Genomic DNA, 12541 nt, shown 5'->3' on the forward strand with positions numbered 1-12541 from the left:
GGACGCCAAAATGAAAGCATTAGCAAAATTAAAAGCAGAACCGGGCATTTGGCAAACCGAAGTGGATATGCCAAAAGTAGGCCCGAATGATGTGCTGATCAAAATCAAAAAAACCGCTATTTGTGGTACAGACGTGCATATCTATAAATGGGATGAATGGGCACAAAACACTATTCCTCATGGCATGGTGGTAGGGCACGAGTATGTTGGCGAAGTGGTCGACATGGGCTCTGAAGTTCGGGGTTTTGCCAAAGGCGACCGCGTATCAGGCGAAGGCCATTTAGTCTGCGGTTTCTGCCGTAACTGCCGTGCTGGTCGTGTGCATTTATGCCGTAACACCGTAGGCGTAGGTGTAAACCGCGAAGGCTCTTTTGCTGAATATCTGTCTATTCCTGCCTTTAACGTCTTTAAAATTCCGGACAATATTCCGGATAATATCGCCGCTATCTTCGACCCATTTGGCAACGCAGTGCACACAGCTTTGTCTTTTGACTTAGTAGGTGAAGACGTGCTCATCACAGGCGCTGGCCCTATCGGCATTATGGCTGTAGCAGTAGCCCGCCATGTCGGTGCCCGTCATATTGTAATCACAGACGTAAACCCATACCGCTTAGAGCTGGCGCGTAAAATGGGCGCGACCCGTGCTGTAGACGTCAGCAAAGAAGATTTAAAAGACGTAATGCAAGAGCTCGGTATGACCGAAGGTTTTGACGTCGGCCTCGAGATGTCCGGTGTACCTTCAGCCTTCCGTAGCATGTTAGATACCATCAACCACGGCGGTAAAATTGCTATGCTCGGTATTCCTCCTTCAGATATGGCGGTGGACTGGAACAAGGTGATTTTTAAAGGCCTGGTGATCAAAGGCATTTATGGTCGCGAAATGTTTGAAACCTGGTACAAAATGGCCAGCTTAATTCAATCAGGCTTGGATTTAACCCCAATAGTTACCCACGAAATGCCAATGGAAAACTACAAGGAAGGTTTTGAGATTATGTGCTCAGGCCAATCCGGTAAAGTCATTCTGAACTGGTAATTTGCTTCGTTCGGGTCAGAGTAAAGTTAAAGCTAAAAGCTTAATTTTGCTCTGACCCTAATCATTTCCCACTAGGCAAACTTAAATGCGATCTGTTATCATTTGATAATTATTCTTATCTGAACTTCATAGCTCCGATGATCGCCCTGACTGTTGCTCTGCTTTTTTTGACCTTGTTCTTGTTTGGCCGCGGCTACTGGCAGCATATAGCTTTGCCAAAATTACAGAATCAGCGATTAAGATTGCAGCTGGTGCGGGTAAAGCGTCAGGGCCAGTATCTGAAGTTATGGCTGCAACATCCGGACGGCTTGTTGTTACCCAAGGCCAAAGCCGGTCAGCATATTCTGTTGTATGGCAAAGATTTACAGGGCAAACCTGTCAGCCGGGCTTATTCATTGGCTCAGGATTGTAGTCAGCAGCGTTACTACCAACTGGTGATTAAAGCAGAAACCGATGGCCGCCTGAGTCAGGCATTATTTCAGCATTTGAAAGTGGGTGATTTAGTCGAAAGCTCTTATCCACGCGGCCATTTTTTATTAAATCGCTCGCGCCAGCCTTTGGTGCTGGTGGCTGGTGGTGTTGGCATTACCCCTATGCTGGCGATGGCCTATGCCGCTATCCGGCAAAAACGTCAGGTGTTTCTGGTGTATCAGGCCCGCCGTCTGGAAGATATCGTATTTTACCCTTTGCTACGGCGTTTGCCCCGCTTACAACTTCGTATTGCACTCACTCAACCACCAGCCGATTGGCAGGGGTTTAAAGGCCGGATTGACGCAGGGTATTTATATAAATTGGCAGGCCCTCAGGCTCAGTATTATTTTTGTGCTTCAGCAAAAATGGTGGAGCAGCTGATCTACGATTTAGGCATTTTAGGGGCGCAGCATTGTTATGCTGAGTTCTTTAGTGCTGCTGCAAGTGAGCACAGTTTTCCTATAGAAATCAATGGCGTATTTGCGGATAGTCAAGGCCATAAATCGGTGCTGGATGCTATTCTCGCCGCTCGCGTGCCACTGAATTACGACTGTAAAGGTGGCTCTTGTGGCCTTTGTAAAGTGCGTGTGGTCAAAGGTGAATACCAGCAAGTGCTGGAACCTAGCATAAGCTGTAGCGCTGATGAAGTATTGGCTTGTTGTATTCAGCCGACTTCGGCTTTGGTGTTGAGTGCGGATATTTTATCTGAAGATTTATCGCCAGAGCAGTTGACTGGTTTGGAACCTACTGCAACCAGTCATTGATTTATACCTACTCCTACTGGCTGCTATGTCTACCTGGAGATCTAAAGCTTTCGCCTTTGGCGAGATACTTTGCTTTTGCTTCGCCAAAAGAAAGTATCCAAAGCAAGAAAGTGCAGGAAGCACTTTCTAACAGCCGAAGGCTTGTCCCTAGGGTGAATTACATGGATGTAATTCATAAAAGGCGACCTCAGGTCGCAGCGACAACGCTTGCGTTGAACAGCTTTAGCTGGCCCCGAAGGGGTACGAACGAAGTGAGTATAAAGCCCGGCCCAAAATCGTGCGTCCAAGGCGACGCAGCAACGCGCTCGTCATTCAAACACTCCCAGCCTCAAAACCTTGGCCACCCAATTTTTTCTGGGTTCATTCGGGCTTTCGGTAAGCCAACAGTTTGGCTTGCCGCCGAATGGACGTACTGAGCTCCGCGAAGTACCGGAATCGCGCCCTAATGGGGGATTGGTGCCAGTAGTTGATATGGCTTTTCTGCTTGGCAGTTAAGAGCAAGAAACCGAAATGGGGCACACCGCAAGACCTGACTCTAAAGTTGTTTCTGACCCTGTGCGTTTCTTCTCCGCGAAGTACCGGAATCGCGCCCTAATGGGGGATTGGCGCCATAAGTTGGTATGGACTTTCCTGATTGGCAGCGAAAAGCGGAAATGACGCACACCGCAAGACCTGACCCTGTGCGTTTCTCAAATGAGCGAAAAGCGTACGTTAACGTCACCGCTTCTTGCCTTGTTAAAGCTTGGTAGCAATTGTGTAGACATGCTTTTCAGGGTACTGATCTAGCTCAAGATGCAAAATCGATAAGCCATTATTGATCAGGATTTGTATATTCTCGTTAATGCCAATAGAGCTGTAATAAAAAATGTCATTGCGCCATTGGTCGGTATGTTCGCCCTCAGCATTGCCAAATGTATATATTAAAATCCCACCCTTCGCCAAAAGCTTGCACAGCTTTGTAATAACTGGCTTCTGCATTGCTAATGGCAAGTGAAAAATGCTATCCCAAGCAAAGATGAAATCAAACTTCTCTTCTGTTTCCCAAGTACAAATATCTTGCTCCACAAATTTGTGCTCTGGATGATTAGCGCTAGCCAACTTCACCATTTCTTTCGACACATCGAGACCGGTAACGGTGTAGCCTTTATGTTGTAATATTCGAATGAATCTACCACCAGCCCCACAACCGACATCAAGAGCCTTTACTCCAGAATTCGAAAACGCAATAGCTCGCTCAAATTGTCGTACACCGTAGGAAGAATCTACGTGTTGGTCATGCCACCACTTAGCAATTTTATCGTATTTTGTTCCAAGTAAAGATGGATCCATTTGAGAGCCTTAACAATCCATTTTCAAAGGCAGTCCGCCCGCAAGTCGAACATTTTTCTGCCTTCTTTCCTGATATTCACTCATACCAAACTAACGCTGATGTACCTCTACATCAACAAGTTTTTCTGAAAACAGTAAATTTGAATCCGACAAAATTTATACAGGTAGTTCGCCAGTTGTTCTAAAATTTACTTAAGTTAGATATCTGGCTATTTAACAAGTGGTCCGAGCGAACAAAAGAAATAATTCACCAAGGTTTGTCACTATGACGAATGTCCGTTTTTGGCACAAAGTGACGATACAGATGAACTTAGGAAACGGCCGGACAACTGCGTTAGCAGACCCTGTGAGGCAAGGACGCCGAACAGGAGCCTACATGGATGTATTTACGGCGTGTCTGCGTTGTAGTTGACCGCGCCGTTTGAGTCGAATCTCTGCTGGTTAATATTCGCAGATATCTGAAATCTGACGCAAAGCCCCACGCAAAGTCGCCACTAAATCCGGTGCTTTTTGTTGTAAACGCAGTTGCTGAAACAAAACTTCAGCTTCGGTGTATTGCAGTTTCAGATAACTAAACCACTGTTTGATGCGGTTGGAATAATACAGGCCTTTATCGCCTGCAATTTCGTAGTCTGAATACTGCAATAGCAGCTCCAGCACTTGAGGCCATGGCATTTTCTGATGCACACCACTGGCAAAGTGTTGTTTGATATCGCGGGCTAAACCAGGGCTGGCTAAAGCGCCGCGGCCGAGCATCAAATCAGTACTGCCGGATTGTTCTAAACACAAAGCAGCATCTTGGGGTGTCCAGATTTCGCCATTGGCCACCACATTTAAAGGTATGGTCTGGCGAATTTTCTCTATCCAGGGCCAATAGGCTGGTGGCCTGTAGCCGTCACTTTTGGTGCGGGCATGCACTGTCAGTTCAGTTGCGCCTGCTTCATAAATAGCGCGGGCGTTGTCGAGTGTCAGGCTGGTATCGTCAAAACCTAAGCGTATTTTTGCCGTGACCGGAAACTGCGATGGCACAGCGTCACGCACCGCTTTAATGATTTGGTAAAGCGTTTCTGTTTCTTTTAAAAGTACAGCGCCGCCACGGCTTTTATTAACAGCCTTAGCCGGGCAGCCAAAATTTAAATCCACTCCGGGCGAGCCAAGTTGTACAGCCCGTACTGCATTTTCGGCAAGCCAGTGCGGTTCCTGACCTAACAACTGCACCCGCACCGGCACACCGGCTGGAGTGACACCACCTTGTTTTAACTCAGGACAAATACGGGTAAAAACCCGGCTTGGCAGCAGTTGGTCCACCACCCGGACAAATTCAGTGATGCATAAATCAAAACCACCAATACGGGTTAACATATCCCGCATTAAATGGTCCACCACACCCTCCATTGGGGCTAAAACAATACGCATCTTGTTAACTCTTCAGAATAAAAAAACGGGAGCCTAAGCTCCCCGTCTTAAGCGTGATATCTGTTAGGTACACCTTGCTGTTGCAGGTAATCGCCTAAGTCGTGCAGGGCCAGTTCGTCTAGTTCCAGAATATCCATGATGGTGGCTTTGTGCTGATCCCATTCAGGGTCTTCGTCCAAATCCAGCAAAATTTTGCTTTCATCTGTCATATGCTCCGCCAGTTTCAGCAAAGCAAATAAACGTTTTTCATAGATATCATCAGAGGCTAGTATCAACGCATGGCTATGATGATAAGCAATCACATTAGTCAGTTCAGGTGCTAAGCCCCAAGACTGAGCTATCATATAACCCAGCAACTCATGGGTGGTCTGAAAATTCTGGTCTTCAGCATCTGACATGCCAAAGCCCGCTATATGGGCTTGCTTCAGCACTTTGGCATAGTCTTTAAATTGACTACTAATTAACAACATACCGGCATTGTGGAACAAACCCAGGCTGTATGCATCATCGGCGCAATCTGTACCGTAACGTAGTTGCTGAGCCAGCAAGGTCGCTGCATTAGCGACATTGCCTGCACTTAGCCACAGGTTTTCAGTAAAACGGTCTGTCCTGCCTTCGCTTAAGGTAAATCTCAGTACCACCGAGCTGACTAATTTAATCACTCGGTTTAAGCCTAAAAACTTACAGGCATGTTCGACTGAACTAATTTTTCGGCGTAAACCAAAATAGACTGAATTCACCACTTTGAGAGTGAAACCAGCAATACCCAAGTCTTGATTGATCAGTTCGGCAATACGTTTGATATTGGGATCATCACTTTCAATTTCTGCTTTGATACTAAGTAAAACAGTGGGCTGAGGAGGAATAGTAAAGCCGCTTAACGCTTTTTCTACCTCGGTCATGTTAATTGCTTTTGCCATGATGCGGTTCCGGCGTATTCAGTGATGGAGTGAATTGCATATAGTAAAAGGCAATCGTTCAAAAAGCAAAAAGGGATCGAGAGATCCCTTCAGTTAAAGCTGAACTCAGGCATTTTTCAGCTGTTTTTCTAGTTTTTTCAACTCACTTTGTAGCCGATCATCGTCCTGCGGCTTATTTTTGATCTGTTGGATCAACTCTTTAGCTTTATCCTGCTGTTTTTGTAACAGATAAATCTGCGATAAGCGCAATTGTGCCCAACTGAACCTGGCGTTATCGCTGTCCTGATAAAAAGCTAAATACTCTAACAGCGCCTGCTGGCCGCGTTGTGGATCTTGTTGATCGGTGGCTGCAAGGCGACCCAATTGATAGTAATAACCTTGCTGTTCTGATAAGTCTGTCGCGGCAGCCGCTGCTTTTTGATACTGAATAAAAGCATTGGCTGGATCTTTGTTTAAACTCAGCAAATTTGCGTAAGCGCCTAATAATGCGGAGTGTTCCGGGTACAGCTTTAACTGTTGTTCTGCCAGCTTAATAGCGTCCTGCAATTTGTCGTCATTCATTAACACCTCTATGGTCACTAAGGTGCCTTCAGGCTGATATTTTTCCGCCATAGCTTTAGCCAGTCTTTTGGCTTCTTTGCTATCACCACCAGCAATAGCAGGTGCCTGCAGATAAAAACCAATCAGAGTTTGTTGAATTTTTAAATCTGTTGGATCTGCAGCCATAGCCTGTTTCAGTAAAGCTAAACCTGCTTTGGCATATGAACCTGCCGAAAAAATGCTGCTCTCTTGAGCCAGATTAAATTGATTTAATGCCGAAAGGCGCAGCAGCTCTGCATCTTGTGGATAAGCTTCAAGCGCCTGATTAGCCAATTGCTTAGCCTGCTCAGATTGGCGTAAACCCAACATGGTTTTTAGTTGCAGTATCCGCAGCTCTTTATCGGATAAAGTGGTCGTTTTCCCAAGCTGTTGCTGTAACTGACGGAATTTGTCCTGCTCCAGCAATAAATCGTATGAGCTTAAATCGCTGGCTAGTAAAGCAAAACTACTTAAAGCGGCAAAAAGGCATAAAGTTTTCATAACGGATCCTGCGTTATAGGTTAACCCTTATTTAACAGCTCTATTGCAGGATTTTACAAGAGGCAAACGTCATTTTTTCCGGCGGCAGCGCTCAGAGCAGTATTTCACTTCAGACCAGTTTTTTTGCCATTTTTTCCGCCAGCTAAAAGCCAAGCCACAGCAGGCGCAGATTTTTTGAGGAAGATGTAATTTGTGGTGGGTCATATCAGCTCCGTTTTTGCTGATTACGGAGCTGGCAGCGAAAAGGATCGGCTAAGAATCCAGATAAGGACGTCCTGACATCATCTGTTGCGCAAGTTGTGTCTCAGCTTCGGCATCATTGAGCTCAAGGGTAGCGAACTGTACATCAAACTGAATTAAATCATCGTTTGGCATCAATTGAGCGATCAGCTTGTCTGGCACCTGGCCGACTTGACGGTAAGCATTAATGGCCACTTGAGCCGCCTGTTCCATCAGCTGGAAAAACTGTCCTAATGGGAACTGCTGAAATATTTCAGCGTCCAGTTGTGCCCAACCTAATAAATCCCCACTGATACTGCCATCAGCATGGTCGGTAAATAACATAGATACCGCAGGGAAAGGCGGGTTTTCTCCCGATTGATAACTGTCCAGGTCCTGCTCATCAAACACCAGTATAAAACCAAATCCCGGGCAACCTTCGGCGTCCATATCATCAAAAGCAGGATCGTAAATTAAATACAGGGGACTATCTGACATGAGTATTCTGTTTCCTAACCAACAAGGCGCTCTATTTTACCTAAGCTTAGGCTTGAGCTAAAGCTGTTATTGTTAACTTGGTGTTTTAATGCGGTATTTAGCTGATTCTGCTTGATGATTTCTTCGTCAATTAATAGCAATTCGTCGGTTCTTGTGAAGGCTATGGTACTCAAGGTGGGTTAGCTAAGCTACTATACCGGTATTAGTCCGAAGTTTGAGTCTTAAGGGAGTAACCTATGAGTGAATTCAGCCGTATTTCAGTGGCTACAGCGCTAGAGCAAATAGAGCAACATAAGGCTGTAGTGGTAGATATTCGTGATGAGCAAAGTTATGCTTCCGGTCATATCGCTGATTCTTTTCATTTAACCAACGGCAGTTTGAATCAGTTTATCCAACAAACTGAATTTGAAACTCCTGTAGTGGTGGTTTGTTACCACGGCAACTCCAGCCAGGGGGCTGCTCAGTACCTGGCGCAACAGGGGTTTGAAACTGTATTCAGTATGGACGGCGGTTTTGAAGCCTGGCGTCAACAATTGCCTTTTGTTACCTCATCGCATGATTAAAATTGCTGACCTTACCTCTGCCGCCGCAGCTTTGAGTCTGGCTGATTATTGTAAAAATCAGCAGTTAGATGTGAGTGTAGTGGTTCATTCTGCAGAGCAAGCTGAGCTGTGGTCTGCACCTGAACATGCGGAGTTGGTCTTTGCCGAGTTAGATCGATTTTTATTAAATCCTTATGCCGATCGGTATCAGGCCGCAGCATGGGATAGAGCTGAAGTTGTCAGCTCTGGTGCAAGTTCCACAGGTTTATCCGGTTATTGGCGGCAGTTATGGACCAAAGGCGGCTGGTTTTGTCATCTGGTCTGGTTGTCAGCCCTACTTGTTTATGGCTGGCAGCAAGTCGACCCCTGGTCTGCTTTGGCAGCCTTGCAATTAAAACCTGAACTGGGGCTTAGTCTGCAACAAGGCTGGCGCTGGTTTACCCCAGGCTGGTTACATTTTTCAGGATCCCATTTGGTGTTTAACCTGATATGGGTCTGGTATTTGTTAGGTCCACTGGAGCTAAAACTCGGCCGTGTTATGGCTGTTAGCCTGACGCTGCTCGTGCTGTTTTTTTCTAACCTGCTGCAATTTATGCTGGTTGGTGCCAACTTTGGCGGCCTGTCAGGTTTGGTGTATGGCTTGTTTGGTTTTTATTGGATATGCGGTTTGTTAAAACCGACATGGGGCCTGCACATCAGTACTGGCTTAATAGGTTTTATGCTGATTTGGCTGTTGATTGGCTTTTTTGATTTACTGTGGATTTCGATGGCGAATTGGGCGCATTTAGCTGGCCTGATCACAGGCATGTTATGCGCTGGGTTTCTTGTTACCGCGAGTAAAGCGCTCACCGTACAACGCTGAAAGCACGGTGAGCCTTATGCTGATATTTAGTGGTACAAATATTTGGTAAACAACACATCTTTTAAAACGTCTTGTCCCGTCTCTTTTTTCAGAGTGTCACGCAATTGATTGAGGATTTTTAAGCGGATCTCTTCCCGTCCTGTTAAAGAGCGAATGGTATCGCCATTTTCCCGACCAAAAGCAAACACAATTTTATCGAGGATCAAAGGTTCGTGGTGTTCAACCACATCCAGATACTTTTTATCCATAATCATCAGCTCCATAGTGACCCGAACATAACCCAGGTCTTCAGTTGTAGGAGTGATGTAGTTAGTCACTATATCCGGATCGAAACCAAAATAAGCATAGTTACTTTTTGCAGGCGCATTGGCTGCATCCTGAGCCCAAAGGTTTTGACTTAACACTAAAAAAATAAAACAAGTCAGCGCTTTTTTCATCCTAATCACTCTTTCATTTTTATCAAACATTCAAAATGGATATTACCCCAAGGTCAAGCGTTAAGCTATCAAAGCTGGCATTTCTTTTGCCAATCGCAAACGTTGCGCTACCATTTTTCCTGTTAATACGAAACCTAGTAAGGCTCCGGATGAACTCTGAAATCTGGCCTGCCAATCTAGCCCTTGCCCGGTAAAAGACCACTCACCTTGTTGTTCTTTTGTCGCTGGCCAACTGACGATCGCCAGAGCCGGAGACTTGACTATCACCGGCATCACTGGAAATTGTACTTTGGTGCTTGTGCCTGTCAGTGTTAAAGCCAAAGCTTTGGCTGATAAAGTAATGGGCTGAATATACATCAGGTTAAAGCCACAAATTTCTGCACAATCGCCCAAAGCATAGATATCTGCCACCGAAGTTGCCAATCTTTCATTTACCTTTATGCCTCTGCCACAATCTATATCTGCCTGCTTCGCCAGTCGCATATTTGGCTGCAAGCCCGCTGCGGATAAAATCAATTCTGTTTCCATTTTGCGACCATCAGTAAGAAGGATATTTAACTGCTGTGCTTCGAGCTCTGCAGCGGCGATAGAGGTGCCGCAAAAAAATTCAACGCCAAGAGCTTTTAGCTGCTGCTGCAATAATTCACCTAATTGTGGTGGCAGCAATTGAGCTAAAGGTTGTTGCTCCAGCGCAATCACTGAGACCTGAAAGCCAGCAGTGGCTAAATCGTTTGCATATTCAATACCAACTAAACCAGCACCTAACACAGTGATTTTTTGTTTGCTCTGGCTGTGTTGCAAAAACCGCTGGTAGTCCGCTAAGTCATTGACGGATTTGACGAAGCCTTCAGTCGCAGTTGGCAGCGGCAGCTTTACCGGGCTGGCTCCAGTTGCCAGCACTAATTGTTGGTAAAATATCAGTCCCTGATCTGTCTGCACCTGATGCAGTTCTGCATCAATGTGCTCTGCATTGCAATAAGGTTTAACCTCAATATTTAGTTCTGTTGCCATTTGAGCTGCTGTTTTTTGGATGAAGTCGGCAGCACTTTTTTGTTTGCTAAAACCATTGGAAAGAAGAGGTTTGGAGTAGTAATCAGCGCTATCCTGGCTGAGCAGGCAGATGCTGCGATTTGGGTCTAACTTGCGCAGTTCTTTAGCAAGGCTGTAGCCAGCGTATCCGGCTCCAATAATTAAAGTCTGGTAATGGGTCATGAGAAAACAAAATTCAGCAGATCAATATGTCTATATTAATCAATTTCGTCACTCGAGGCATTAGATAACCTGAACTCAGGATAATGAGTGTCGACTTTTTTCGATGTAATGAATTAAATCAACGAAGTTAAATTATTACGTCAAGCAAACAAAGTCTTTGCTGACTGAATACACAGATTTTTGTGGATCTCAAAGCGCTTTGTCGTACGCCATAGCAAGCTATGGCTAGACGGAGCAACGCAGAGAGGCGCGAAAAGATGTCTATTCAGTGGCACTGCTTATCCCGAGTTCAGCTTACATACCAATACGATGGCAAAATTGTTATGATGCGGGCCAACTTAGTTGCAGTTTAATTTTATGCACAGCACAGACAGTCTTTTTCAACTTCAGGCAACGTGGCAAAACGTCCAGCAGTTGCAACTCCCCGATGCTGTCGAACCTTGGTTATTGGGGCAAGGCTCGTTAACCGCACAACTGAAAAGTCACTGCCAGAGTTTCAGGCTGGAGCTGGTGGCAGAGCATTGGCAGGCTTTACCCTTGTTTTTGCAACAGCAATGGCGACAAGCTGAGGGTTTAAAGCGCGATGTGATCCTCTGGTGTGATCAGCAGCCTTGTGTCTATGCGCAAAGTTGGCTACCTGAATCAACATTAGAAAAGATGGAGCCTTTGGCCCGCCTGGGATCGCAGCCTTTAGGGGAATATATTTTTCAGCATGCCAGTTTAGAACGTGGAGCGATAGAAGTGGCTTTACTAGAAGATGGTTTGATATTACCTGTGCTAGGTGAGCAGAAACAACTTTGGGCCAGACGTTCTTTTTTTTCAGTGCAACAGCAACCATTATTGGTGCAAGAAATTTTTTTACCCGGAGTGTTTCAACTATGAGATGGCAGTTGCAATGGCAACAGTGGCCTTATTATCGCCAGTTAATGCGTCTTGACAGACCTATAGGGATTTATTTACTGCTGTGGCCGACCTGGTGGGCTTTATGGTTACTTTCATCCGGATTACCTGATTTAACTCTGCTCGCTGTATTTAGTGCTGGTGTAGTCCTGATGCGCTCCGCCGGATGCGTTATTAATGATTATGCTGATCGCCACTTTGACGGCCATGTCGAGCGGACTAAATCGCGACCACTTGTTGCCGGATTGGTTAGCAGCAGCGAAGCTTTACAGCTTTTTTTAGTGCTCTTGTGTTGCAGCGCCAGCCTGTTGCTGTTTTTAGATCAGGCTACTGTTTTACTGGCTTTAGTGGCTGCTATTCTGGCTATTCTTTATCCTTTTATGAAACGTTTCACCTACTTACCACAGTTTGTATTAGGAGCTGCTTATAGTTGGGGTATTCCTATGGCCGCCATGGCTATCACAGGTTCTATTCCTTTGTGGGTATGGGCTTTGTATGTGGCGAATTTACTTTGGACTGTTGCTTATGACACTTTTTACGCCATGGTGGATATGAATGATGATCAGAGTATTGGTGTTAAATCTACAGCTCTGTTATTCGGTTCTTACTGTCATCCTATCATCGCCAGTTTGCAGTTAGTGTTTTTAGGCTTGATGGCCTGGGTGGGACAGCAAAATGGTCTTGGTTTGTTTTTTTACAGCGCATTGGTTTTGGTGCTATTGAGTTTTATCCATCAACACTGGCAGGCGAAAACTCAGGGCAGAGCGGGTTGTTTCCAGGCATTCTTAAATAACCACTACAGTGGTTTATTGCTGTTTGCTGGTATAGGTCTGGATTTGTTATAAATCTTTAGCAATA

Annotated in this window: 14 protein-coding genes; 6 read left to right on the forward strand and 8 right to left on the reverse strand. The window is 45.5% G+C overall.

Going from position 1 to position 12541, the window contains the following annotated elements; all coding sequences use genetic code 11:
* Window positions 1-10: 10 nt before the first annotated feature.
* Together tdh and EMM73_RS03380 are read left to right on the forward strand one after the other, a co-directional pair.
* Window positions 11-1033, forward strand: coding sequence for an L-threonine 3-dehydrogenase (gene tdh / locus EMM73_RS03375; protein ID WP_127685053.1), 1023 nt, complete (start codon window positions 11-13; stop codon window positions 1031-1033).
* Window positions 1034-1245: 212 nt separating this feature from the next.
* Window positions 1246-2268: a 2Fe-2S iron-sulfur cluster-binding protein gene (locus tag EMM73_RS03380; RefSeq protein WP_186435111.1), complete on the forward strand. Its 1023-nt coding sequence runs from the start codon at window positions 1246-1248 to the stop codon at window positions 2266-2268.
* 735 nt (window positions 2269-3003) lie between these two features.
* On the opposite strand, the gene EMM73_RS03385 is transcribed toward EMM73_RS03380, so the two are convergent.
* From EMM73_RS03385 to EMM73_RS03410, 6 genes are all read right to left on the reverse strand, one after another.
* On the reverse strand, window positions 3004-3597 hold the full coding sequence (locus EMM73_RS03385; RefSeq protein WP_127685055.1) for a class I SAM-dependent methyltransferase: 594 nt from the start codon (window positions 3595-3597) through the stop codon (window positions 3004-3006).
* Window positions 3598-4038: 441 nt separating this feature from the next.
* Complete coding sequence (locus tag EMM73_RS03390) at window positions 4039-5013, reverse strand: tRNA-dihydrouridine synthase (protein WP_127685056.1); 975 nt, start codon at window positions 5011-5013, stop codon at window positions 4039-4041.
* 47 nt (window positions 5014-5060) lie between these two features.
* Window positions 5061-5933: an HDOD domain-containing protein gene (locus EMM73_RS03395; RefSeq protein WP_127685057.1), complete on the reverse strand. Its 873-nt coding sequence runs from the start codon at window positions 5931-5933 to the stop codon at window positions 5061-5063.
* A 105-nt stretch (window positions 5934-6038) separates the two neighbouring features.
* Window positions 6039-7013, reverse strand: a complete 975-nt coding sequence (locus EMM73_RS03400) for a tetratricopeptide repeat protein (RefSeq protein WP_127685058.1) — start codon at window positions 7011-7013, stop codon at window positions 6039-6041.
* 69 nt (window positions 7014-7082) lie between these two features.
* Window positions 7083-7217, reverse strand: a complete 135-nt coding sequence (locus EMM73_RS03405) for a DUF2256 domain-containing protein (RefSeq protein ID WP_127685059.1) — start codon at window positions 7215-7217, stop codon at window positions 7083-7085.
* A gap of 48 nt (window positions 7218-7265) precedes the next feature.
* A complete protein-coding gene (locus EMM73_RS03410) occupies window positions 7266-7730 on the reverse strand; it encodes a hypothetical protein (protein ID WP_127685060.1) in 465 nt (154 codons plus the stop codon).
* Window positions 7731-7966: 236 nt separating this feature from the next.
* Between EMM73_RS03410 and glpE the strand changes: the two genes are divergently transcribed.
* Together glpE and EMM73_RS03420 are read left to right on the forward strand one after the other, a co-directional pair.
* Complete coding sequence (gene glpE, locus EMM73_RS03415) at window positions 7967-8293, forward strand: thiosulfate sulfurtransferase GlpE (protein ID WP_127685061.1); 327 nt, start codon at window positions 7967-7969, stop codon at window positions 8291-8293.
* Window positions 8286-9134 (forward strand): rhomboid family intramembrane serine protease, encoded by an 849-nt coding sequence (locus EMM73_RS03420; RefSeq protein ID WP_127685062.1) that lies wholly within the window; start codon window positions 8286-8288, stop codon window positions 9132-9134. The genes glpE and EMM73_RS03420 overlap by 8 nt, the downstream gene beginning before the upstream one ends.
* A gap of 26 nt (window positions 9135-9160) precedes the next feature.
* Here the strand turns inward: EMM73_RS03420 and EMM73_RS03425 are convergent, their stop codons facing one another.
* Window positions 9161-9571: a flagellar basal body-associated FliL family protein gene (locus tag EMM73_RS03425; protein ID WP_127685063.1), complete on the reverse strand. Its 411-nt coding sequence runs from the start codon at window positions 9569-9571 to the stop codon at window positions 9161-9163.
* 60 nt (window positions 9572-9631) lie between these two features.
* The gene (locus EMM73_RS03430; RefSeq protein WP_127685064.1) at window positions 9632-10783 is read right to left on the reverse strand and encodes an FAD-dependent oxidoreductase; all 1152 of its coding nucleotides are present in this window, start codon (window positions 10781-10783) and stop codon (window positions 9632-9634) included.
* A gap of 342 nt (window positions 10784-11125) precedes the next feature.
* Here EMM73_RS03430 and EMM73_RS03435 point away from each other — a divergent pair, with 342 nt between their 5' ends.
* Both EMM73_RS03435 and ubiA read left to right on the forward strand, forming a co-directional pair.
* Window positions 11126-11665, forward strand: a complete 540-nt coding sequence (locus tag EMM73_RS03435; protein WP_222422589.1) for a chorismate--pyruvate lyase family protein — start codon at window positions 11126-11128, stop codon at window positions 11663-11665.
* Window positions 11662-12528 carry a 4-hydroxybenzoate octaprenyltransferase gene (ubiA, locus tag EMM73_RS03440; RefSeq protein ID WP_127685065.1) on the forward strand — a complete coding sequence of 289 codons (867 nt, stop codon included), beginning with the start codon at window positions 11662-11664 and terminating at the stop codon, window positions 12526-12528. The genes EMM73_RS03435 and ubiA overlap by 4 nt, the downstream gene beginning before the upstream one ends.
* Window positions 12529-12541 lie beyond the last annotated feature (13 nt).

It is taken from the genome of Rheinheimera sediminis (genome assembly GCF_004005375.1).
Taxonomy (GTDB): Bacteria; Pseudomonadota; Gammaproteobacteria; order Enterobacterales; family Alteromonadaceae; genus Pararheinheimera.

Bases quoted from the DNA above. Each gene is read 5' to 3' on its own strand.
- tdh (WP_127685053.1), top strand. From the start codon at position 11: ATGAAAGCATTAGCAAAATTAAAAGCAGAACCGGGCATTTGGCAAACC.
- EMM73_RS03385 (WP_127685055.1), bottom strand. From the start codon at position 3,597: ATGGATCCATCTTTACTTGGAACAAAATACGATAAAATTGCTAAGTGG.
- EMM73_RS03390 (WP_127685056.1), bottom strand. From the start codon at position 5,013: ATGCGTATTGTTTTAGCCCCAATGGAGGGTGTGGTGGACCATTTAATG.
- EMM73_RS03395 (WP_127685057.1), bottom strand. From the start codon at position 5,933: ATGGCAAAAGCAATTAACATGACCGAGGTAGAAAAAGCGTTAAGCGGC.
- EMM73_RS03400 (WP_127685058.1), bottom strand. From the start codon at position 7,013: ATGAAAACTTTATGCCTTTTTGCCGCTTTAAGTAGTTTTGCTTTACTA.
- EMM73_RS03405 (WP_127685059.1), bottom strand. From the start codon at position 7,217: ATGACCCACCACAAATTACATCTTCCTCAAAAAATCTGCGCCTGCTGT.
- EMM73_RS03410 (WP_127685060.1), bottom strand. From the start codon at position 7,730: ATGTCAGATAGTCCCCTGTATTTAATTTACGATCCTGCTTTTGATGAT.
- glpE (WP_127685061.1), top strand. From the start codon at position 7,967: ATGAGTGAATTCAGCCGTATTTCAGTGGCTACAGCGCTAGAGCAAATA.
- EMM73_RS03420 (WP_127685062.1), top strand. From the start codon at position 8,286: ATGATTAAAATTGCTGACCTTACCTCTGCCGCCGCAGCTTTGAGTCTG.
- EMM73_RS03425 (WP_127685063.1), bottom strand. From the start codon at position 9,571: ATGAAAAAAGCGCTGACTTGTTTTATTTTTTTAGTGTTAAGTCAAAAC.
- EMM73_RS03430 (WP_127685064.1), bottom strand. From the start codon at position 10,783: ATGACCCATTACCAGACTTTAATTATTGGAGCCGGATACGCTGGCTAC.
- ubiA (WP_127685065.1), top strand. From the start codon at position 11,662: ATGAGATGGCAGTTGCAATGGCAACAGTGGCCTTATTATCGCCAGTTA.